This is a genomic window from Paenibacillus sp. J31R109 (genome assembly GCF_059692055.1).
This window is the reverse complement of record NZ_JCAUAR010000002.1, coordinates 950026-974117: the sequence shown is the minus strand read 5'-3', so window position 1 is coordinate 974117 and position 24092 is coordinate 950026. Positions and strand designations below refer to the sequence as shown.

Annotated in this window: 13 protein-coding genes; 11 read left to right on the top strand and 2 right to left on the bottom strand. The window is 44.5% G+C overall.

Annotated elements, in window-relative coordinates; genetic code table 11:
• Positions 1 to 36: 36 nt before the first annotated feature.
• The 3 genes from AC58QT_RS09915 (at position 37) to AC58QT_RS09905 (ending at position 3574) form a co-directional block, all read left to right on the top strand.
• Positions 37 to 1590, top strand: coding sequence for a DUF3502 domain-containing protein (locus AC58QT_RS09915; protein ID WP_497408776.1), 1554 nt, complete (start codon positions 37 to 39; stop codon positions 1588 to 1590).
• A gap of 77 nt (positions 1591 to 1667) precedes the next feature.
• Positions 1668 to 2588, top strand: a complete 921-nt coding sequence (locus AC58QT_RS09910) for an ABC transporter permease (RefSeq protein WP_497408775.1) — start codon at positions 1668 to 1670, stop codon at positions 2586 to 2588.
• 98 nt (positions 2589 to 2686) lie between these two features.
• Positions 2687 to 3574 (top strand): AraC family transcriptional regulator, encoded by an 888-nt coding sequence (locus tag AC58QT_RS09905; RefSeq protein WP_497408774.1) that lies wholly within the window; start codon positions 2687 to 2689, stop codon positions 3572 to 3574.
• Positions 3575 to 3589: 15 nt separating this feature from the next.
• Here AC58QT_RS09905 and AC58QT_RS09900 read toward each other — a convergent pair whose 3' ends face one another.
• Both AC58QT_RS09900 and AC58QT_RS09895 read right to left on the bottom strand, forming a co-directional pair.
• The gene (locus AC58QT_RS09900) at positions 3590 to 4732 is read right to left on the bottom strand and encodes a Gfo/Idh/MocA family protein (RefSeq protein ID WP_497408773.1); all 1143 of its coding nucleotides are present in this window, start codon (positions 4730 to 4732) and stop codon (positions 3590 to 3592) included.
• A gap of 129 nt (positions 4733 to 4861) precedes the next feature.
• Positions 4862 to 5785: a helix-turn-helix domain-containing protein gene (locus tag AC58QT_RS09895; protein ID WP_497408772.1), complete on the bottom strand. Its 924-nt coding sequence runs from the start codon at positions 5783 to 5785 to the stop codon at positions 4862 to 4864.
• 124 nt (positions 5786 to 5909) lie between these two features.
• Between AC58QT_RS09895 and AC58QT_RS09890 the strand changes: the two genes are divergently transcribed.
• From AC58QT_RS09890 to AC58QT_RS09855, 8 genes are all read left to right on the top strand, one after another.
• On the top strand, positions 5910 to 7844 hold the full coding sequence (locus AC58QT_RS09890) for a glycoside hydrolase 5 family protein (protein WP_497408771.1): 1935 nt from the start codon (positions 5910 to 5912) through the stop codon (positions 7842 to 7844).
• Positions 7845 to 7976: 132 nt separating this feature from the next.
• Positions 7977 to 9788 carry a sensor histidine kinase gene (locus tag AC58QT_RS09885; protein WP_497408770.1) on the top strand — a complete coding sequence of 604 codons (1812 nt, stop codon included), beginning with the start codon at positions 7977 to 7979 and terminating at the stop codon, positions 9786 to 9788.
• Complete coding sequence (locus AC58QT_RS09880) at positions 9785 to 10873, top strand: response regulator (RefSeq protein ID WP_497408769.1); 1089 nt, start codon at positions 9785 to 9787, stop codon at positions 10871 to 10873. The genes AC58QT_RS09885 and AC58QT_RS09880 overlap by 4 nt, the downstream gene beginning before the upstream one ends.
• A 169-nt stretch (positions 10874 to 11042) precedes the next feature.
• The gene (locus AC58QT_RS09875) at positions 11043 to 13211 is read left to right on the top strand and encodes a glycoside hydrolase family 52 protein (protein WP_497408870.1); all 2169 of its coding nucleotides are present in this window, start codon (positions 11043 to 11045) and stop codon (positions 13209 to 13211) included.
• Positions 13212 to 13310: 99 nt separating this feature from the next.
• Complete coding sequence (locus AC58QT_RS09870) at positions 13311 to 14291, top strand: ABC transporter permease (RefSeq protein WP_497408768.1); 981 nt, start codon at positions 13311 to 13313, stop codon at positions 14289 to 14291.
• 10 nt (positions 14292 to 14301) lie between these two features.
• Positions 14302 to 15183, top strand: coding sequence for a carbohydrate ABC transporter permease (locus AC58QT_RS09865; RefSeq protein WP_497408767.1), 882 nt, complete (start codon positions 14302 to 14304; stop codon positions 15181 to 15183).
• A 72-nt stretch (positions 15184 to 15255) separates the two neighbouring features.
• Positions 15256 to 16824: an extracellular solute-binding protein gene (locus AC58QT_RS09860; RefSeq protein ID WP_497408766.1), complete on the top strand. Its 1569-nt coding sequence runs from the start codon at positions 15256 to 15258 to the stop codon at positions 16822 to 16824.
• A 153-nt stretch (positions 16825 to 16977) separates the two neighbouring features.
• Positions 16978 to 24036 (top strand): CBM96 family carbohydrate-binding protein, encoded by a 7059-nt coding sequence (locus tag AC58QT_RS09855; protein ID WP_497408765.1) that lies wholly within the window; start codon positions 16978 to 16980, stop codon positions 24034 to 24036.
• Positions 24037 to 24092: the final 56 nt, after the last annotated feature.

The window sequence follows — 24092 nt, the reverse complement described above, 5'->3', positions numbered from 1 at the left end:
GTTCATGTATAATGAGATTAAGGGGAGGATTTATCAATGAAACAATTACGAGTACTTATGGCTGTAGGTTTAACCGCTTCCATGCTAATTGCGGGCTGCACATCCAAAACGACGACAGAATCAACACCTTCAGGTAGTGCGGCACCAGCCACCACCACTGCAGCAGCTAGTAAGCCTGACATCTCTAAAGAAGTGAAGTTGAAAATGTATCTCATTGGTGATGCACCTAAGGATCTTGGGCTTGTCTATGATGAAGTGAATAAAATGCTCAAGAAAGACATTAATGCCACAGTTGAGCCTGTTTTCCTATCATGGGGTGATTATGTTCAAAAATATCCGCTGTTGTTCGCAACTGGCGAAGATTTTGACCTCATATACGCAGCTAACTGGTATAAATACAGTGAGTTTGCCAATAAAGGCTCTTACAAAGAGTTAACAATGGATATGTTGACGAAATACGCACCGCAAACGGTGAAAGAAGTTCCGAAAGAAGCTTGGGATCAAGTGAAAGTTCAAAATAAAATTTACATGGTTCCTAGTTCCAATAAAGATTTCGGGATGGCTACCGTAGGTGTGCGTGGAGATCTACGTGAGAAATATAATCTTGCACCACTCAAAACGGTTGATGATTTTGAAAAATATTTAGACACCATTGCGAAGAATGAGCCAAGCTTGGTTCCATTTGATGAGAATGGCGCTGGGTATGCTTTGTATGACAATATTATCTCAGCAGGAACTACAACGAAAATCATTGTAAGCAACACCTTACTATCGGTCGACCTGAAAGATAAATCAGGTAAAATTATCGATGTTGGACAGACGCCACAATATTTGGACTATGCGAAAAAGATGTCCGATTGGATGAAACGGGGCTTCTGGTCCAAAAATGCACTGGTCAACAAAACACCTAATAAAGACTCCTTCCTTGCTGGTAAGAGTGCTTCCATGGCAGCTAACGCATTAGATATCTCTAACTCCATAACTGCCGCTAATCAGAAGCATCCAGAATGGAAAGCAGAAATGTATAACCTATATAACGGTCAAGCAACGTATGTAAACAACTATTCCTCGAATGGGATGTCGATTAATGCCAACTCCAAAAATCCAGAGCGCGCATTAATGATGTTGGATCTTTTCCGCAACAATGAAGATTACTTCAACTTAACGACTTATGGTATTAAAGGTAAGCATTATGATTTGACAGCGGACAAGAAAGTTCAAGCATTAAATGGTTCAGATTCAGGCTACAAGCCAGATTCAGGTTCACCTTGGGGCTGGAGAACGGCAGGTCTTTACAAAACATTATCCGACCAACCTGCGGCATTCACAGCGATCAAAGATGTATGGACAAAATCAGCAATTACGAACCCATTGTTAAACTTCGTACTCGATACAACCAACATCAAGAATGAATTAGCTGCAATTAAAAACGTAAAAGATCAGTATCGTGACCCTATCAACCTTGGTGTTACGGCAGATGCGGCAGAAGCTGTAAAAACGCTTAACGCCAAATACAAAGAGGCAGGACTAGAAAAGATCCAAGCAGAAGCACAAAAACAAATTGATGAGTTCTTGAAAAACAATAAATAAGAGCGTACATGGGAGCGAGAGGGGCTGTGCCTGGTCGGACAGTTCCTCTTGTTATTGGCTACTAGGAGGTTATTCGGATGATCGCAAAGAGACTTTGGGGAGATTTAATTAAAAATCGTACGATGTACATCATGATTCTGCCAGCCATGTTATTCTTTCTTATTTTTAGTTATTTACCTATGGCGGGTTTGGTAGTAGCCTTTAAATCATACACGTATAACAAGGGAATCTTCGGAAGTCCATGGGTTGGGCTTGAAAATTTTAGGTTTTTCTTTGAATCAGGGAAGGCACTGCTCGTCACTAAAAATACGATCGTGTATAACTTTATTTTCCTAATCGTGAATAACTTTTTGGAAATCTTTATTGCCATCATCCTGTTTGAGCTAGCGGGAAAGTACTTCAAGAAAATCTTGCAATCGGTCATTTTCCTACCTTACTTTATTTCATGGGTTGTTGCTGGTGCGATCGTATATAATCTACTCAATTATGAATTTGGTGCGGTAAATACACTGTTGAAATCGCTAGGCTTCGAGCCTTTGAACTTCTATAACAGTCCGAAATTATGGCCTTATATTCTTGTTTTCTTTAGTGCTTGGAAAACAGTCGGTTATGGAACTGTCATTTACTTAGCCAGTATTGCCGGCATTGATTCCGAAATGTATGAAGCGGCAAAAATTGATGGGGCAAACGTTCTGCAGCGCATTATTCACATTACGTTACCTTCGATTATTCCCACGATTGTTGTCCTGTTGTTGTTGAAAATAAGCCAAATCGCTCGTGGCGATTTCGGGATGTTTTATCAGCTCATCGGGGCTAATGGGATTTTATATGATAAAACAGATGTTATTGATACCTTCTCCTTCCGGGCGCTTCTGGATATGCAGGAGTTCGGGATGTCGGCAGCCGTTGGTGTGTATCAGTCTGTCTTGAACTTTGTGATTATTATCATTGTGAATATGTCGGTGAAAAAAGTGAGTAAAGAGAACGCATTGTTCTAACCGTATTGTGAAATTGCATACGAAAGCTGTCAAGACCGAGGATTCCATGGTTTTGACAGCTTTTTGCTCCATTAATTTCCCAAGAAAGGAACGACGATATGGACCGAATTCGATTACATACAGGCTACTTTCCATTTATTCGTGATATGGGGAAAACGTTAACCACGGAAGGCTGGATTCATCCCGATCGTAAGGCTGATTTTAATGTGTTTATCTTTGTCATTAGTGGTCAGATGCAAGTGGTGGAGGAAGGGCAGGAATATCTTCTTACGGAGGGGACTGGCTTTTTTCTCAAAAGTGGACTGCACCATTGGGGGGGATCTGGCACGTTGCCGGACACCTCAACGATTTGGATTCACTTCTATGACCGCGAAGAGGAGTCGCTCCCCAAGAGAGAAGTTGAGGAACGAAGCTTACCCTCCTTCCGGGCTACGCAAGCGTACCAACTATTTACACCACAAGATTACCAACATCAGTTGGTTCTACCCAAGCTTTTTCAATTAGGACAGCCGTCTGCCTTGATCAGCAAATTAAAAGAGCTGTACGAGTTGTACAGCTCAGCCCCTTTATTTAGCCATTTATCTTTAAGCATGAAAACGATGGAGATTTTTCTTGATATCTATCGACAATCGCTGGAACGGCCCAAACTGTCTAGTAAGTCAGATGCGGTTGTCCAGAAACTCGCTGCTTATCTGGAAGAGCATTGGGCATATAAGCTGGACCCCGAGCGTATTACCGCGGAGTTCCAGCTCAATTACCGTTATATGAGTACGCTATTTACCAGTAAAATGGGAATTAGTTTATTTAACTATCATGAGCGGCTTCGCATTCATAAATCAGCCGAGCTTCTCAGAAATACAACGCTCAATATCTCAGAAGTGAGCCATCTCCTCCATTTTACGAACCCCTATTATTTCTCGCGTGTTTTTCGCAAAGTAATGGGGGAGCCACCGACAGCGTATATTCGCAATATTTATCGCACGTAAGTAAGCTTTAGCAAGTTATTCAAAGCTAGGAATAATGACTTCCTTACCGCCTTGCATCGCAGATTCATGTGCACAAATACCAGCGGCAGTCCAATTCGCGGCTGTCACGGCATCAATCGCCGGCTTCCGCTGTTCCACAATACTGCGTAGAAACTCATGAACTAAGTGAGGATGCGAGCCGTGGTGGCCATTTCCTTGTAAGACAGATTGATGCGGATTGTTCGGATCAAGAATGGCTTGGTGCGTAATATGATAAGCCAGTTCTTCTGGGAGCAAGTCCGGACGGGAAGGCGCTTTTACCAAGGTAACGTCGGATTTACGGCCTCGTTCCCCTTGTTCTGCAGCGGTCTTAAACACAGTCAGGGGCCCATCTTCCATGTGCCATTCCACGGAAGCTTCTTCCCCATAAATATTGAAGCTCTCCATGTAAGGGCGCGTTGTTTGGAAAAGTGTACGTGTAACCTCTGCACTTAGATGCTCTTGCTCCAATTGGAAGATCGCCGTTTCAATCGGATAGGGGTTCCCATATTGCTGCACAAGGTCGTCCGCCATGAGGCCAGAACCGATACAATTAACTTTTGTTGCTCGTGTTCCTGATAGAGCAAGAAGAGGAGAAATTGCATGCGTAGCATAATGCATAGGAGGAAGACCTTTCCAGTATGGCGGCCAATTCACCATATCTTGGTAATGAGCCCCTCGAAGGAATTGCACACGTCCGAACTCGCCTTTGCGATACATTTCTTGGGCATACAAGAATTGGTACGTATATACCGCTGTCTCCATCATCATGTAATTGCGATTGCTTTCTTTCTCCGCTGCCACGATGGCACGCAAATCCTCTAGGCTAGTCGCCATGGGCACTGTGCAAGCACAGTGCTTACCTGACCGAAGTACTTCTACGGATTGTTTCCCGTGCAATGGAATCGGAGATACGAGGTGGACGGCATCATAGTCATCTGACGCTAGAATATCCGCTAAGTTTGTGAAACGTCTGTCAAAGCCATATTTATCCCCATATTGATTCAAAAGTTCTTCATCTGTATCGCAAATCGCAACATGCTCGACATCGGGGTGGGCATGATAGATCGGCGCGAAAGCTCCTCCAAATCGAAGTCCGACTAGGGCAATTCTTACTTTTTTAGTGGATGTGTTACTCATGTGTGTCGCTTCCTTCCATCAAGTTATCGTAGTCTACGTCTTTAATAGTAGTCCTAATGATAGAACCTGTGAATGAAGCGAGAGACAGAAAAGTTGTATTCTGTTCAGGTTATTATAAAGCCGTGATGATCATGCTTTGCCCAGCAGAAGGAGCTGCTCTTTTCGATACCGCTTAGGTGAAATGCCCTTGAGACGTTTGAATTGTTTAATGAAATAGCTGGTATGGTTAAAGCCAGTTTCAAGCGTAATTTGCGTGATACTTTTTAGAGGGTCGAGCAACAATTGCTCGGCTCTTCTTATTTTAATAAACATGACATATTGTGTGAAGGACGTATGCATGACACTTTTGAAAAAACGTGCGAATTGACTGTAGCTCATCATACATTGCATTGCCGCTTCTTCTGCAGATATTGTTTGGTGCACATCGTCATTAATGGACGCGAGAAGTTGACGGAATGCGGACATGTTAAGGGCCTCCTCACTTTCCATCTTTAGCTGATCTGGCGACAGAAGTGCCCGCTGATCGCGAAGCAGCCAGAGAATAAGCTTGAAGATGGATGAGGAGACAGCCAGCTCGAAGCCAAATTCTTTCATGTTGTACTCACGATACATGTCTTCGACGAGGTCATGAAGGGCAGGCTTGTCTTGGACTTCTGGCACAATCCATTTGTTTAAACCTGCGAGAGGAGTGATATAGGGCAAATAATATTGCAATTCAAAAGCAAGCTGTGGCATTGGTCTCAGCAATTCTGGATCAAAACCAATGACATAATGCCTGGAAGGTTGGTTTGGCGCGATTGACACATTATGCACTTCACAAGGATGAATCAATATGAAAGTGCCTTCAGCGGCTTCAAACCGATCGCTGCCTACCGTAATGGTGGCATTTCCAGATGCTATATAAATAATTTCCATATGAAAATGCCAATGGGATCCAATCTGGTAGCCTTCATCGAGGGTCGTTTGCACACCAATATAGAAGAGGCGATCGATATCCGATTGACCGCTTTGGTTTTTATTTTGCTCAAAGTAGGGAGGAAGGATCTGGCTCATGTCAATGTCTCCTTGGTGCGAAAAAGTAGAATCGTTATATTTTTGGATAGTTTTATTATAGTGTATATGCATCTTTTTTTGTACGCTTGAGATACGTTATATTCCATTTCAGGAGGCATACTAGATGAATAACTTACTAAACCTGCCTAGCACATTTTTTGTAGGCTGTAATTACTGGGCTTCTCACGCAGGGACAGCGATGTGGTCCAATTGGCAACCAGAACAGGTTGATCTCGATTTGAAAAGATTGTCAGAGGCAGGAATCGAAGTCATTCGGGTATTCCCGTTATGGCCTGATTTTCAGCCGATTGAAAATATGTACTCAAGCGAAGGAGAGCATTTTGGCTACCGCTTTGGAGAAGAAAGATTGCCTACCACAGAAGCTGGTAAAGCAGGGATGTCTGTAGAAATGATGGCGCGATTCCAAGCGTTCACAGAAATTGCGGCTACATATAACATAAAACTTATCGTTGGACTAATTACAGGCTGGATGAGCGGTCGGTTGTTCGTACCGCCAGCCCTAAGAGGGAAAGCGATTCTGACAGATCCGGATGCGATTCGTTGGCAAGTTCGATTTGTACAATACTTTGTGAAACAGATGAAACATAACGATGCGATTATTGCTTGGGATCTCGGGAACGAATGCAACGTGATGGGGAAGGTAGCTTCGCAGCAAGAAGCGTATGTATGGACAGCATCCATCGCAAATGCGATAAAGGCGAAGGATACGACACGGCCATTGATTTCGGGCATGCACAGTCTGTTTCCGACAGGCAATTGGACGATGCAGGACCAAGGTGAGCTAACGGATATTCTTACAACACATCCGTACCCATTTTGGACGAAATATATGGATTTCGATCCGTTAACATCGATTCGTCCGACGATTCACGCGACAATGGAAAGCTTGTTATATGCACAAATTGGTGAAAAGCCTTGTTTCGCAGAAGAGATGGGCACAATGGGGCCGATGGTGTGCAGCGAGGAAGTCGCTGGAGCTTTCGCGCGTACAAGCATGCTTACGCAATGGTCACATGGTCTTCCTGGCTTATTATGGTGGTGTGCCAATGACCAAACGAAGTTGAATCATGCCCCTTACGATTGGGTGGCATGCGAAGGTGAATTGGGACTCATGACGGAGGAAGGACGAGTTAAGCCGGCACTCCAAGAGATGGGACGACTTAAGAAGGTAATCCAAGAGCTGCCGTTTGGGGAACTGCCTGCTCGTACGGTTGAAGCCGTATGCATCCTGAACAGCGCACAGGATCACTGGGCAACGGCGATCGGAGCTTTCTTGCTCGGGAAGCAGTCCGGTTTTGATCTCGAATTCCGCTTTGAAGATCAGCCGCTGCCAGATGCGAATTTCTATATGCTGCCGTGTGTGACTGGCGTATATGGTGTTGCGAAGCAGCGCTGGGAGCAGCTATTGGATAAAGTGCACGAGGGTGCAACGCTGTATCTGTCTTCGAATGACGGCTATATGCTGAATTTTGCCGAGATTACAGGGTTGACGGTGCAGAATCGCAGCAGACGGGCGAGCGATGCCGTTGCATTCCTAGGTGCAGAAGAGATTCCGTTAACGCTGCCTAGTGCATTTAAACTGGACTTCCGCAACGATCGGGCGGAAGTATTGGCCGCAGAAGCGGATGGCAATCCGGTGTTGACCAAGACATCCTACGGCAAAGGTACCGTGTATTTCTGTGCCCTTCCGGTAGAGCTAGCGATGTCGCAGCAGGCTGGTGTTAGCTACAAACCGGAACAATTCCCTTATTGGAAAATGTATGAACTCATTTCTGAAGAGGCGCGAAGTGCGCGTGTTGTCCAAGTGAAGGATCCTCAGATTGGACTCACCGAGCATATCGTAGATGCTCATTCACAGATAGCTGTAGTGATTAACTACTCGCCGGAGGATAGGGAGGTTCCATTGATTATGCAAGAGGGCTGGCAGGTTGAAGCGAGCTTGTATGGAAGTGGGCACAACGTCCGTGAAGGGGCGACGTTTGCGAGTGTAGGCGCGAACGATGCGGTTATTCTTACCCTGCGGAAAATCGAAGCGTAATTGTAAGGTAAGAACCTGCCACTTGGCAGGTTCTTAGTCGCTTTTCCTGTTTGCCCCAGAAATTCAGTGCTAAACAAAATGCATAACAGGGTGTATAATGCATGCTAAGTAGGCAGGGAAGGAGAGAGCAAATTGTTTAGCTACATCAAAAGCTCGTTGCAATGGAAGCTAATCCTCATGATTTCTTGCATTGTACTCTTAGTTGTTATCACCATTGGCGGCTTTAGTTATTATAAAAGCGCAAGGGCGATCGAATCGGATGCGCAGCGCTTTAGCAACCAGATTTTAAAGCAGGCAACGCTTAATTTAACACGTTATATCAACGATAATGAACAGTTTTTTCAAGCATTGGCGGTTAGTCAAGACTTTCAGGAATGGACACGCGTTTCACCAGGTGATACCTATGGGAACTATAGTAAGCTTAAAGATATGGAGAATCGCATTATCAGTCCTTTTATCAGCTTTCATCAGGAAACGCTTTCTATTCTGATGTACAATGAGAACGGTAACGAAATGGTGTATCGCAATGGGATATGGGACACGGTGTTAAGTACGCAATTTTCAATGCCAAGATCAGGATTACTGAAAAAAATAACAGATTCCGGCCGCATTCAATCCTTTGTTGAATTGCGAGATGATTATCGGAACAGTGGCGGTCAACCCATCCAGATTCCGATTCTAACTTATGTTCAGAGGCTTTATTACAGTGAGCATCCCGTGTATCTCGCCGTGGATATTTCGCTAATGCCTACCCAGCAGATTCTGAATCAAATTGAGCTTGGCAAGAGTGGGCAAGCGTTGATTTCGGATGCGGAAGGGGCTGTCATTTCAGCGCCAGATATCAAGATGATTAACACCAAATTAGATGCATCGGTTATGGCGAAAATGGGCAATCAAGCGTCCGGCTACATTTACGATAAAGATCATCAGCAAATGATCGTCTATCAATCAATTCCGAAGGTCAATTGGAAGGTTATCGTATTTGTCCCTTACCAAGATTTAGCTCAGCGCATTTTGGAAATCCGAAATTGGACGATTGCGATCGCGTTGCTTAGTCTCATAAGTGCCATTGTTTTGGTCTACCTCGTCTCCCATTCGATCACAAAACGGATTAAGGTGCTTCGCAGGACGATCAGTTCCTCGAAATTAGGCCGTTTCGATATCCGAACGGATGTCAAAGGGACGGATGAAGTGGCCGATTTAGCGGAAACCTATAACCTGCTTCTCGAACGAATCGATTCATCCATTCATTTGCTAGCGGAGTCTAAGATGGTTCAGCAGCAAGCGGTATTGTCGGCTTTGCAGTCACAGATTAATTCGCATTTTCTGTATAATGCTTTGGAATCTATTAATGCCATGGCTAACTTGGCCGGGCACCAGCAGATACGGAAATCAACGATCTCATTATCGAATATGCTTCGCTATACATCGAATTACAAAGAGTCCGTTGTCACGCTGGAGAATGAAATTGGCCATATTCGAGATTACATATTAATTATGGATAATCTATATCCTAATGAGATGGAATTTCATTTTCAAATTGAACCTGAAGCTGCACAATCAGCTTGTTTAAAAGCGTGTATTCAACCTTTTGTCGAAAATTGCATCAAACATGGGTATGAAAAGACGGGGGAACGTCTACGTGTGCAAATCTCCGCTTATCGCTGGGAGAACGACTATATCCGTGTAGACATCGAGGACGACGGGATGGGCATTTCTGATGAGAAGCTGAATGAGATTCGTAGCTTACTGGGTCAGGTAAAAACGGAGCAAGAGTTCCTGCAGTTATCGCGAATTGGAATGCTGAATGTACACTATCGATTGAAAACGTATTATCCCCATCATGCTCAAGTCGGGATAGGGGTGGAGAGGGTATCTGCCCAGGGCGGGACAAGAGTCAGTGTTATATTTCCCAATAAACAGAAGGAGAGGATGACAGTATGATACGCGTATTGGTAGTGGATGATTCTTCTTTAATTCGCGATAGTCTGTCTGTTTCCATTGAAACTTATAACCAGACGACCATCGTATCGGGAACAGCCGGTAATGGGGTAAAAGCCTTAGACTGGTTGGAAGATCACTACGCTGATCTATGTATAACGGATATTCGTATGCCCGTGATGGACGGCTTAGAGCTGATTGCTGAAATTAATAAACGCTTTCCTTGGATGCGGTGTGTGGTCGTTTCGAGCTATGATGATTTTCAATATGCCAAAATGAGTATCCAATTGCATGCGTTAGACTACATTTTGAAGCCGGTAAATGAGGATCTGCTCTTTCAAGCGTTAGATAAGGCCAAGGAACGACTAGAGGAAGATCGCCATCGCGATGCCGCTCAATTGATGCTTCGAAAGCTGCCCCATCATAAGCAATGGGTAGATACATGGTTGGAGCATATTCGCACGCTGCATGTGGAAACCTTGCCTTTGTTAATTGTGGAAACCCTTGAGCTGCTGGAAGGCTGGGTGGAGGGGAACTTTAGTCTATTGAATCCCCTAAGCAACTTGTGGTTGCGGACCATCATCGAGGAGCTTGCCTCGGAGCGTTTCAAGCTGGAGCTTGCCGAAGGCAATGATCTGGGGCTGGGTGACGCTACGCTGACCTTGCAAGCGATTCGCAGTTATTTCCGGTTATGTGCGGTGCGCAGGTTAGAGGAGGGAGCCCATCTTCTCATCGAGACGATGCGAGGCATCCGTGATCAGCAATCCGTCAAGGTGATTGATAAAGTGAAGCAGTACATCGATCAGCACTTCGGGGAGCAAATTAACCTGCAAGATCTGGCAGATCATGTCGCCATGAACAAAACGTACATGTGTACGTTATTTAAGCAAGAAACTGAGATGACGATTGGCACCTACACGGTATCCATTCGGATGCGGGAGGCTCGGAATCTCTTAATGGATACGTCCGAGAAAGTGTATACGATCGCTAATCAAGTCGGCTATGAGGATGTTACGTACTTTTCACAATTGTTTAAAAAGCACTACGGATTAAGCCCGCTGGATTACAAGAAGCGGATGAAGTCGTAGATTTGTTTTCACACGGAGCCTTCCTTATGGGAGGCTCTTTTTGTGATAAACAAAAGATTGTCCTAGTAAATCGAAAGACGCTCCACTGTTAGCGACCATGCACGAATTCTATAATTAACTACATAGCACATATGTGGATGAACTTCAGGAGGAATGTACGTTGCAACTAATGGGAGATGCATTAACTGTTTTGGGATCACGATTGGGGCTCGCTTGGGATCCAGCCAATCATCAGGCTTTTCTAGTACGACATGGGAATCATCCAGGGATACCGCTGCAGCTTCATGCAGGGATTGAATTGGGCGACCGAATATTAACCCTGCCGTTATCCGAAGACGGCCGATCTTTTGAGTTCTTGGATCAAGAAATGACGGCATCAACCATGACCATGAGCGGTATTGATCCGACAACAGGGATTCATGTGAAATTGACAGCACGCATTCCGTTCCGCCCAAGGGACGATTTCTTTAGTACCGTACCCGTCGTTTACGTTGACTTACAAGTGGATCGGTTGCCTTCATCTTTTCGCTGGACAGCGCAGTATGATGAAGTTGTAGAAGGTAAGCTGTTCCTAGGCTTCTCAGGCGAAGGTTTTCATTTTCTGAAAAACGCGTCAACCGCACAGGTTGATGTCACCTACGACTCAGTCATTTTACGTCCTTATGAAGAAGATGATCATCGTCAAGCCATTCGATCGACGGAAGAAATCATCGCGTGCAACGATCAATTAGCCATCCTGTCAGGAGATTGGGACGGGCAGCACATAACCTCACATTTTTCTTTGCAAAAAGGCATGGAAGGGACGACGCTCTCCCTCGCGTGGTGTGCATATGACGAGCCCTTATTGAATGTGTTAGGTAAGCGAAGCCCATTTAAATACACGCAAAGCTTTCAGAACGTGGAACAGGTCGTAACTTGGTCCCGTCACAATGTCGAAGTTGTGAAAGAAAACTCTGCCAAGGTAGACGGCATCTTATCCAATCACTCGCTTGGCGATACGACGTCCAAATTACTTGCGCAAACACTCCACGCCTGGTTGATGAACACGTGGTGGGTTGTTCGTAATAATGGCCAAGATTGGTTTACTGTCTGGGAAGGCAATTGTTACTTCCATTCGACGGTGGATGTGGAGTATACGCAAGGTCCATTCTACTTGGCCTTCTGGCCGGAATTGCTCGAGCTTGAACTCAACGAGTGGCCGTTATTTGGCAAGGATGGCTCGCGCGTCCTAGGCGAACGAGGTGTCAACTCACAATTCCTATCCCACGATATGGGCGTCATGGGGGATAGCACGAAGCAGTACTATCACCACGAAATGGAAATCGAGGAGAGCACGAATTACATCTTGCTGGCGTATACGCATTGGAGACGCACAGGCAAGGACGCTACGATTCGGAAGCACGCTGGCTTTATCCGTCAACTAATGAATTTCATCATAGGTTGCGATACGACGGGCAATGGTATTCCCGATAAGGGCTGCGCCAACACGGTAGATGATGCTTCGCCAGCTATTCAATATGGCTCTGAACAAGTCTATCTAGGTGTGAAGTCGCTGGCTGCGTGTCAGGCAGGCATTCAGATTTTGCAGCATGCGGGAGAGCAAGGGCTGGATGTTTACGAATACTTTGCCCAAGCTGCGCTAGCGACGATTGAAGAGCAAGGTTGGCTCGAAGATCATTATGCGGTCACGCTATCGAGAACGATGGACGGGACGGTGGATCCGTGGACAGGAGAACCGCAAACGGGTGAGCTGTTAGGCTGGGATGCTTATCACATTTACACAGCAAATGGATTAGCTTTACTCGATATGGTTGGACATCAGACAGGTATTCTCGATACGAGACTTCGCAAAGATTTGGAGACAGCTACGGCACAGACGCTGGGTCGATACGGCTGCCGACATACGAGTTATATCGATATGCAAGATAAAAGTGTTTTCATCCCCGGATTGGCGAGTCATTCTCGCAAGGTTGGATGGGTTTCGATGAATATGCTGAGAGATATCGCAGCTGCTTATCGTGGCTTGGATCTGTTCCACCTCACTGAAAATTACTGGAGTTGGCAGTGCACGACGAATACGCAAGACATTGCGATGTTCTTCGAAACCTTTTATGGCAATAGCTTGAGCTTCTATCCACGTGGTGTGGCAGTGTTCGGTTATTTGGATGCGGCGGCTGGATTTGTCTGTGATCAGGTAAGTGGAATCCACACTTTTGCTCCTGTGAGAGGTTCACTACAAGTGCCTATCTTGCTGTGGGCAGACTGGGAAAAGGGCACCGTGCCGAGATTGATATCGCGACTTGAAGATGGTCACATCACATATCATGTCGAACCCTGAAAGAACAGAAGATTACCATGAACTTCGAAAGATTCTCTACTAGGACCGCCAGATCGGACTTTATATAATAAAGATACAAAGAGATAAGGAGTGGGACCAATGAATAACGAGATGGCGGAGGCGGCATCGGTCCATGTGACGAAACCAGCTGCAGCTAAGAAGAGTAGATCAGGTGAATTGAGTTTTTTCGGATTTGTGAAGAAGAACAGCGCTTTATATATCATGCTGATCCCTGTATTTGTTTATTTTATTACCTTTAAGTATATTCCTTTGCTAGGCAGTGTCATTGCATTCAAGGACTACAATATTTTTGATGGCTTTTTGAAAAGTAAGTGGGTAGGGTTTCAATGGTTTGAAGTCATGTACACGAACCCGCAGTATGCGCGCTTGATTAAGAATACGTTATTGATCAGCTTGTATCAAATCGTCTTTTCCTTCCCAGCGCCAATCATTCTGGCATGTTTGTTGAATGAGGTACGGAATATGGCTTTCAAGCGTTCTGTACAAACGGTTCTGTACTTGCCTCACTTTTTATCCTGGGCGTTGGTATATGGATTAGCGTATATGATGCTGTCGGAGCAAAGCGGATTAGTCAATGATATATTCAAAGGTTTAGGCCTACCGACCATCGACTTCTTGCAAACGCCTTCGCTATTTCGGGGTGTCGTCGTCTCCTCTGGGATTTGGAAAGAGATGGGATGGAGTACCATTATTTTCTTGGCTGCGCTTTCAGGCATTAGTCCCTCCCTTTACGAAGCGGCTAAGATCGATGGAGCAGGTCGTTGGAAACAATTCCAATATGTCACTTTCCCGGGATTACTACCCGCCATTACCATTCTGCTTCTTCTAAAAATCGGAAATGTCATGGACGTTGGCTTTGAGCAAGTGTACATCTTCTTAAGTCCAATCACGTATGAAGTTGGTGAAATTTTAGATACGTATTCCTATCGTTTAGGGATTATGAATGGTCAATTTTCGATGACAACGGCGATTGGATTGTTTAAATCAGTGATCGGCTTCGTGTTGCTCGTCAGCGCGAATAAAATAAGCAAATCTACCACAGGTGAAAGCCTATATTAGGAGGCATCAGATGAAAATCAAACAATCCAAGGGCGAGAAACTATTCGATGCCTTCAATTTAATCCTATTGGTCGCGATGAGCTTAGTTGCGCTTCTACCGCTGCTGCATGTTGTTGCTGGTTCATTCTCATCCAATAATGCACTCATTCAATCCCGAGTTTCCTTCTGGCCGGTCGAGCCGACGCTGCAGCAGTTCAAATATGTGGCGGCCACTGAGGCCTTCTGGAAAGCGGGCTGGATGACGGTGAAAGTCGTCGTAATCGCTACGATCCTAAATATGGTATTGACGATTGTGGGTTCCTATCCACTCTCCAAATCGTATTTAAGAGGCAGACGCGCCATTATGTTGTTTATCGTTTTTACCTTAATCTTTCAAGCGCCATTAATTCCTACATACTTAGTCGTGAAGGAATTGCATATGATCAACACCATTTGGGCGTTAGTTGTGCCTGGTGCGATTAGTGCATTTAATATGATTCTATGCATTACCTTCTTCCGTAATCTTCCTGAAGAGCTATTTGATGCAGCAAAAGTGGATGGGATGAGCGACTATCGCATTGTATGGCAAATTGTCGTTCCATTATCGAAACCGATTATGGTGACGCTCCTTCTTTTTTACGCAGTCGGGCATTGGAACAGTTATTTTGCACCGCTTCTGTACATTAATGATCGAAATCTCCAGACGTTGCAAATGTATTTGTACTTCTTGATTGCAGCAGGCAGTTCCAACGATATTGCTTCAGCAGTTGCTGGTGAAATTGGTGGCAAGCTGCTGCCGAAAGCCTTAGAAATGGCCACGATAGTTCTGGCTACGACGCCAATTGTCATCTTGTATCCATTTTTGCAAAAGCATTTTGTTAAAGGGGCCACGCTTGGCTCTGTAAAAGAATAAGTCGTTATGTCGACCACGAGTCTTCATATATAATGAAAACAGCGATGTATACAAAAAGGGAGGAAATTTCGAATGAATGCATCAAAGAAATGGGTTAGCTTAGCAGTTGCCTTGTCAATGGTAAGTGTACTTGCAGCATGTGGGACTAAAGCAACGGATAGTGCTTCAACGGCATCACCAGCAGCAAGCGCTAAGGGGACAGAAGCTCCCAAAGCACCTGTTAAATTTAGTTTATTAACTGTGGATAACAGTCAACCTGTTCCTGGCGGGAACCCAATGGATGATCCAACCATCAAATATTTGGCTGAAAAAACCAATACATTTCTAGGCATTACCTTCCTGCCTGCTGCGCAATCCGATAACCTCAAAAAGGTTAAATTTGCGAGTGGTGAATTGCCAGATGCTATTCAGGATTATGGTGTGAATGGGGAACTCTTTGCCAATAATCAATTGATCGCACTTGATGAATACTTAGATAAATATGGTCAAAATTTGAAAAAGGTGATTCCAAAAGCGGCATGGGATGGTGTTAGCAGAGGCGGTAAAATCTACGCGATTCCTGAATCCGCATTAGGTGATTCGCCGGTTGCCCGGATGTTCTACGTTCGGAAGGATTGGATGGATAAAGTAGGCATCAAAGAAACGCCGAAAACACCAGAAGAATTCTTAACTATGCTTCGCGCTTTCCGTGATAAGGATCCAAATGGCAATGGGAAGAAGGATGAAATTGCACTGACAGGCAGAGAAAACTTTACGTGGTTAGATACCGTGCTAGGTATGTTTGGCGCTAACGTATTCGGAGGAAAATTAGTCAATGGTGAGATTGTTCCTTCCAATACAAGCCCACAAATGAAGCAAGCGCTTGCTTTCCTCAGACAATTGAATGAAGAGAAGTTGCTGGACAGCGAGTTCATGACGAATAAACGGAATACATGGGAACAAAAGATTCAAAACGATCAAGTTGGCGTATGGGTACACGATCCAAGCCTTGCTTGGGATTGGCAGGATAAATTAAATAAAGCACTTCCTGGTAAAGGGGCTGTCGTTGCACCGATGCTTTCGCCTAAGGCTCCTGGGGTTGAGTTTGCAGGATTTGGTATCTCGGCTTATGGCAAGACGTTCTCGGTTACGAAAAAAGCGAAAGATCCAGCTGCAATCGTTAAATTCTTTGATTGGTTAGTGACGCAAGAAGGTCAGGAATTTGTCAACTTTGGTATTCCTAATGTGACATACACGAAGGATAGCGCTGGCAAAATCACGTACAACAAACAAAAAGATACCGATGATAAATCCATCCTTTGGAGAGCACTTACGTTCAACCTAGCTGGTTGGAATCCAGAGTTGAAGAAAGTACAATATGGCCCTGAAGCTGTTGCGAAAATGGAAGAATTCTTTACAGTTGGTAAAAAAGAAGGCCAACCTAACATTCTGCTAGGTGCACCTACATTTAAATCCACACAACCGGAAATTGGTGAGTTTGGTACGGCAGGTACGATGTTTGTAGAAACGGCTGCGAAGATTGTGTTAGGCAATCAACCCGTTGATTACTTCGATCAGTTTGTAAAAGATTGGAGAACACGCGGTGGTAACGATCTTGTGAAGCAAGCGACAGATTGGTATAACGCGAACGGTAAGAAATAATTGTAGGGAACAAAGCTGGGAAAGTGGAGATCGTAGGTCTTCACTTTCTAACTTGTGAGTTAATCACGATAAAAGTTTATTTACAAGGTTAAATGAAAGCGTAAACATTTTTGGTAATGGGGGAAAATTAAACATATGAAAGGATGGAGCCATTTGAAATCCTTTAAATGGAAACATATAATAAGCAAAATAATTATCACCTCGTTGACACTTGCGATGCTAAATGGGCCGATCTTGATTGGGCCGCAGGTGGCGCAAGCTGCAACGGGGAGTGTCGGAGTTGATGCTGATGCCTATGTTTGGGGTACATCAGGCAAGCAAACTCTAAACTTTGGGAGTGATCCATTTTTAGGTTTTAAAGAAGATCCGAATACGAGCACATCTACGCCTGATACGAAACGAATTCTTATGCGCTTCCCTTTGACCGACTTGCCTACTTCTACTGCTGCGATTACAACAGCGAAAGTAAAAGTCTATGTCAAAGCATTTACAGGCTCTACGGTTATTGCCAATGTGTATGCTGCCGACAATACCATAAATAGTTCTCTATGGGGCGAGTCGACCGTGACATGGAATCTCAAGCCAAGTTATGGCACAAAACTAGCTACATTAACAATCGGTGAAACAGCCAGCTTTTATGAAATTGATGTGACCGATTATGTGAAATCACAAAGAGCTAGCGGCATGGTATCCATCATGATTTCGAGTACCTCGGCAACGGAGAGAGTTATTTACGGTAAAGATTATACAACGAACACCTCTCTTAGACCTGTTCTCGAGTACGCAACAGACAGCACAGCACCCGTGTATCAGTCTTCAACAGTCAGTTCTGATTTTCAAAGTGTAACTATGACTTTTAGCGAAGCACTCGTGCAACATGCGAGCGGCACCGTGAAAGACAACGTGTATCTTGCAACGAATGGGGTAGATTTTGGACCTCTAACTATTGGTGATTCTGTATCATTAAACGGAAATGCGATTCAGGTTCACCTGCAGCAAGCATTAAGCGGTTCAGCCAATAAGCTGAAAATGTCTGGTGCAGTTGTTAAAGACGCTGCTGGCAATGTCCTCTTGACTCCCGTCATAACGGAAGCACTTGTCGGGCAGCATGATGCGTCTGCACCTGCTTTTACCAACGCTGTAGTAGGAAACGATGGTAAGAGCATTACGTTAACCTACGATAAGCCCATTAGCATGTCGGGAACTGTATCTCAATTGAAGGATAACATATCGTTGTCACGCAATGGAGGAACGACTTATGGAGCCTTACAATCAGATGATCTTGTATCCATTAACGGTAATCAATTAATAATTACATGTAATCAAGCGCTGACAGGTTTGCAGAATAAAGTGAAAGTAGCTTTTGGCGCGTTAAAATCAACAAGTAGTGGAACAGCGACCGCTGTCGATACGGTGACTGCGATTCTGGGTGGACTAGAGAACGCTAGAGTTATTACAGTCTCTGAAGATACTGGTGTAGACAGTGGTACTTTAAATGTTGGAACGAATTACGCAACGATATCGCCCTTGGCTTTGAAAGAAGGCGGCTCTACGTATAATCGACGCGTATTTTTGAAGTATGCCTTAGGGACAACTGGTGTTTTCAACTCAGCGAAAGTTCGCTTAAACTTTGCTGATGCGGGACCAACAGCGGAATCGCTATCTCTCTATGCGGTTGACGACACGTGGACGGAAACGGGACTTACCTATACGAATCAGCCAGCATACGGAGCGGCTATTAGTTCCACGCAGGTAGGCGGAGCTAACGGTTGGTATGAATGGGATGTTACCTCCTATGTGCAGCAGCAGAAACTGACAGACGGTACGGTATCTTTCGTCCTTTTAGGGACGATGTCAGATAAGAATCGTACAGTGAATGCCAGAGAAAGTGGTGCGACTGCGCCACAATTGCTTCTGAACTATGATACAATTCCACCTGCTTATTCCGAGGGTGCAGTTAGCAATGAAAATAAGACAATTGACCTTCTGTTTAATGAGCGTCTTAACAATGCAACAGCGAGTGAGAGCACGTTAAAAGCTGCGATTACCTTAGCTAGAGACGGGAATACGTTCTCTGCTCTTGACAGTGGTGATCAAGTTACACTGAATGGAACGAAGTTAACGATTACACTTGCCAATCGCTTGAGCGTGTCTGGTGCGAAAGTTAAGATTAATGCCAATGCCTTACAAGATGATGGGCAAAATGTTCTTGCAGCCAGTGTGACGACGAATACACTATCTTATGATTCGAATGCGCCTGTTCTCGAACACGTTCTAGAAACGGATGCGACTAGCAAACAATTTATGTTGTCAGCAAATGAAGTCCTAGTTTCAAATAAGGCGAATCTCGCAGATTTGAAAGCGGCGGTTACGTTCTCAACGGATGGTACGAACTTCTTGCCACTCACAAGTGAGGACACTGTGGTTGTTACAAACGGCAAACTCAAAGTTACACGAACTGGGCAGCTAACTGGCAGCAGTAATCAACTGCGCGTTGCTGCAGGCACGCTGAAAGATACTGCGGGTAATGTCGTTGCGACTCCATACACGTCTGACCCTGTGATTGCGGATACGAGCGCACCAGACATTGTGTCAGCATTCCCATCTAATTTTAACAAGAAGCTTGTCGTTGTCTTTACCGAAAATATTCTCAACAACGGTGCGGATGAAGCTGCGCTTAAGCAAGCAATAACGCTTTCTTCAAATGGAGGTACAAGTTATAGCCCACTCGGAAACTCAGATCGCATCATTGTAAGTGGAAGCACGCTTACGATTATTTTTGCCGAACCACTAACAGGCAACAATAATAAGCTTCGTATTAGTGGAAACGCAGTGAAGGATGTTATCGGAAATGTAGCAACAACAGACTTAACTACATCAGCGTTTGCAGCTGCAAGTATTGTTTACTCCTATCTGCCTCCAAGGCAAACTGATTTGCAAAAGGCCATGACGGATACGGTAAACATTACGTTTGGTAATAAAGATGCTGCAGAAGGTTCAGCTGTCGAACTAAAGGCTACAAAGGGTCTTAGTTTTATTGCCGAAGAGATTGTTACCGGGGATCGGGATCCGATTTACATCAATCGGTATGTGTCGACGATAAAGAAGATGCTTACGACACCGGCGAACATGCCAAACCTGCAAGCGGGTCTGGACAGCAGAGGACAATCTCCGATGTTATATAGTATTGCGCTTCTATGGAATGATCAAGAAGTGATGAGTATGTTTACAGAGGCAGAGAAGTCCAAGTTATCGACGATGTTGAAAGCTGGATTGATTAGTACAGCATTCACCATTAATGATTACAATGAGTCAGGGATTCTTCGTAATGGTGATCGCACTTCCATGAACGGGGACACGAATAACTGGATCGGCACTGGGGTTAATTACTGGGAACCTAATCTAACGATTTTCTATACGTCATCCTTGCTCTTGGGGTTAGAGAATGTGAAGAATATTTTGCAAAATTATGATCATATTTCCTTTATAAATGAGCTGAATGCGCAAGGGTTATCAAAAATAAAGGAATCGTTCGAGAAAACAACGAATTTCTCCAACGCATCTACAGATGCAGCCAAATTGGCGGAAAAGGCAGATAAAATTCAACGCACGATTAAGCCTGCTAATTGGTCCTTCAAAGGGGTATCGTTGGAGCAATACCTCCAAAATCCGTTGAAGCTGCACGATGCAACACAACGTAAATCGTGGACGCATCCGGCACAAGAAGGCGATTATTTAGGTCAGCTTGGTATGGGGCATGAGTTTGATACCGTCGATTCGAAAGGGTCCAGACAAAGTGCAAGCTATACCGTTCTTGGTATTGACCCTAGCCTGCAGAATACGAGACTCCTGGGGTATTACGGCTATATGAATGCGCCGGGGAATGAATCGATGGCCGCTACGATTACACAACTGCAACGAGTAGGCGTATCGGATTATTATGCCAAAGTCATTAATGGCTATTTCACGCAATCGTCCTATGAGATTGCCATGAGTTACTTACCGGAAAGCTTCTATATCAACAGCATGAGCTCAATGGGATATTTAAAGCAAGCTTTGTTCAACGATACGTTTAATTATGACGGCGTCACGAACAGCTTGACGAATAATTGGATAGTGAAAAGTGGCAACTGGCAAGCGATTAACGACAGTATCGTTCCGTATAATACGAAGGAGCCTGTTTCACACATGACAGGCGCTAAGCCTGTTGACGAGAATGAAAAGCTAATCACTCAAAACAATGCTTCTGGCAATGGCGTTCTGTATTCGAAAAATAGCTTCGACAATGTTAGCTATTTCGCTTGGATGAAGAATACAACAAGTGGCGAGGCTGGGTTACTAGGCAGAGTCCAAGACGAGAACAATTTCTATCTCTTCTCCTACAAGAATGGTAAGCTCGCTATTAAGAAAAAAGTAGCAGGCACAGTAACTACACTTGTGGGGAAAGAGGTTACTTTATCAGCTGAGATAGCACATCGTCTACGGGCTATACTTAATGGTAATGAATTAACACTTTATGTTGATGGTGTACAGCAGTTGACGACGACAGATTCGACTTTCACTGCTGGTGCCGTTGGGCTTTATTCGGATCTAGCAACGGTGAAGTACGATGGTGTACTCGTGCAAAATGCTAGCATCCATGCGCCAGATTTTGGGTCCATTAGCGTTGGTAACGGGAAGTTGTCCCTCACGTATACAGGGGTAGCTGGAGCGGGTGCCTATAAGGTGAAATATGGCACTACACCAGGTCAGTATACAAACTCTCTAATTACGACTAGCACGACCCCAGTGATTACAGGCTTAACGAATGACACAACGTATTACATGGTGATTGCATCGATTGATGCAACTGGAGAAAGTGTAAATTCCAGAGAGCTATCCTTGGCACCGAAAGTGCCAGACGCAGCCCAGCCAACGATTACAGATATCATCTCGGATGGCAATCAATTACGCATTAACTTTACAATGGATCCAAAGAATACATCATACACGCTGAAATATGGAATTAGTTCGGGCAATTACACCAAGGCCATCGACAATATTACGACTTCAGGTTATGTTGTAACGGTTCCTGTTTCACAAGCGCCTTATTATTTCGCTATTGAGGGAAGAAATGCCAATGGCGCAAGCGCTCTCTCCGCAGAGAAGGCAGCAATTGCGAATAGCACGACGATGTTTAGTGATGATTTCAACGATGGAGAATATGTCAGTGACTGGGTTTTATCTTCAGGCTCACCAATTGTGGAAAATGGTAAAATGAAGACGAGCATTGGTAATCCTGAGCGACTATGGTTGACGCAAGGCTCAGCTTGGAATCATTATGCGATTTCAGCTAAGTTCACACTACCGACTGATGATATCACGAAGGAAGTAGGACTTCTTGGAAGAGTGAATACGTTAGCAACGTATTATGTAGCTGAGTATAAGTACGATAAAGCATCAAATACAGAGAAAGCCGTGCTGCGAAGAAAAGTAAATGGTGCTTTTTTACCGGATATAGCGTTTGACTTTACACTGAATAAGTCAATACTCGAACACACGATGAAGGCCACTTTTGAACGTGACCGCATCCAGTTATACTTCGATGATGTGTTGGCATTTGATGTTGTAGATGCAACGTTAACGACGGGTACAGTGGGTATTTTCTCCGTTATTACGCCAGTGTATTTCGATGACTTCAAAGTTGAGTTATTGAAAGGGTTAAGTAAGCCTGTGGATACTAGCCTCTCCACCACGAGTGGAACGACATCCCTTGTATTTAATCAAGTTGATGGAGCGGAAGGTTATAAGATTAAGTATGGTACGCAGTCTAATACCTACACGAGACAAGTAACCGTTGCGCAAAATGCTTATCAAGGCACAGAAATTCCTGGTCTTACAGCAGGAACCACCTATTACTTTACCGTAAGTGCAACGAATGCACAGACGGAAAGCCCGAATGCGGTGGAGGTTAGCTATACAGTGCCGATTCCAGCAACAGGTCCAGATCCAGGAACAAATCCCGGCACAGGTACGACTCCAACACCATCTGAACCGGTTGCGGGGAAAGTAATTTTAACTCCGGTACTAACGGGAAGTTCAGCTCAAGCTGACCTTGATGCAGCTACGCTAACGAAAGCGTTTGAACAAGCAGCCCCTGATAAAAAGGGGAATAAAGTGATCAGTGTGACCGTTGGTGAACTAGCAGGTGCTCAAGCTTACAGCTTAGAAATTCCCAAAACAGGTTTCTTGGACGTTTATCCTGGTCATGGGAAATCTCAGAAAGCAATTCAAATGCAAACTCCAATTGGAACGGTCACCATTCCCGACAACATGTTTAAAGAGAATGATGTTAAACAGACTTCCGTGCTAGGTGTATCGATTGGTTGGGCGGACATTTCGCAACTTAAAGCAAAGACAAAAGAGAAAATTGGCGAAAAACCAGTGATTGAATTGAACGCATTGCTGGATGGGAAAGTCGTTGCATGGAAAAATAACAATGCCCCGATCAGCGTCAGTATCGCTTATACGCCGACAGCACAAGAACTGAAACATCCAGAGCACATCGCAATCTGGTATGTGGATGGAGCAGGGGTAATCAATAAAGTTCCTGCCAAATTTGATGGTTCTACGGGCATGCTTACCTTTAAAACAACACATTTTAGTACCTATGCTGTGGGTTATGAAGTGAAATCTTACTCCGATCTAACGAAAGTGGCATGGGCGAAAGATGCGATTGAAGTGTTGACGTCTCAGGGAATTGTGAATGGAACATCCGACACGACTTTTAACCCTAATGCTAACATTTCCAGAGCCGAATTCCTTCAACTATTGATTGGCGCACTTGGATTATCTGCTGATGTGGATACGAATTTCGAGGATGTCCGGAAGACGGACTACTATTACGAAGCAGCTGGAATTGCACTGAAATTAGGCATTAGTCATGGTGTAGGAAATAATAAGTTAAATCCTACAGATGCCATTTCAAGACAAGACATGATGGTGATGGTTGAACGTGCCATGCAATTAGCGGGTAAGAATTTGAACAGTCAACTGTCCACTGAATTATCTGCATTCCATGACGCAAGTCAAGTTGCAGATTACGCAAAGGCAAGTTTGCTTGTGTTGATTCGTAGCGGCTTGGTTCAAGGAGCAAGCAATCTTCTTCAACCAACAGGCGTAGCAACACGTGCAGAAGCAGCGGTGTTGATGTACCGCGTTTACAACAAATAGCAAAATAAGGAACAGGGGACTTAGGTCCCTTGTTATTATGTCCTATTTTGTATGCG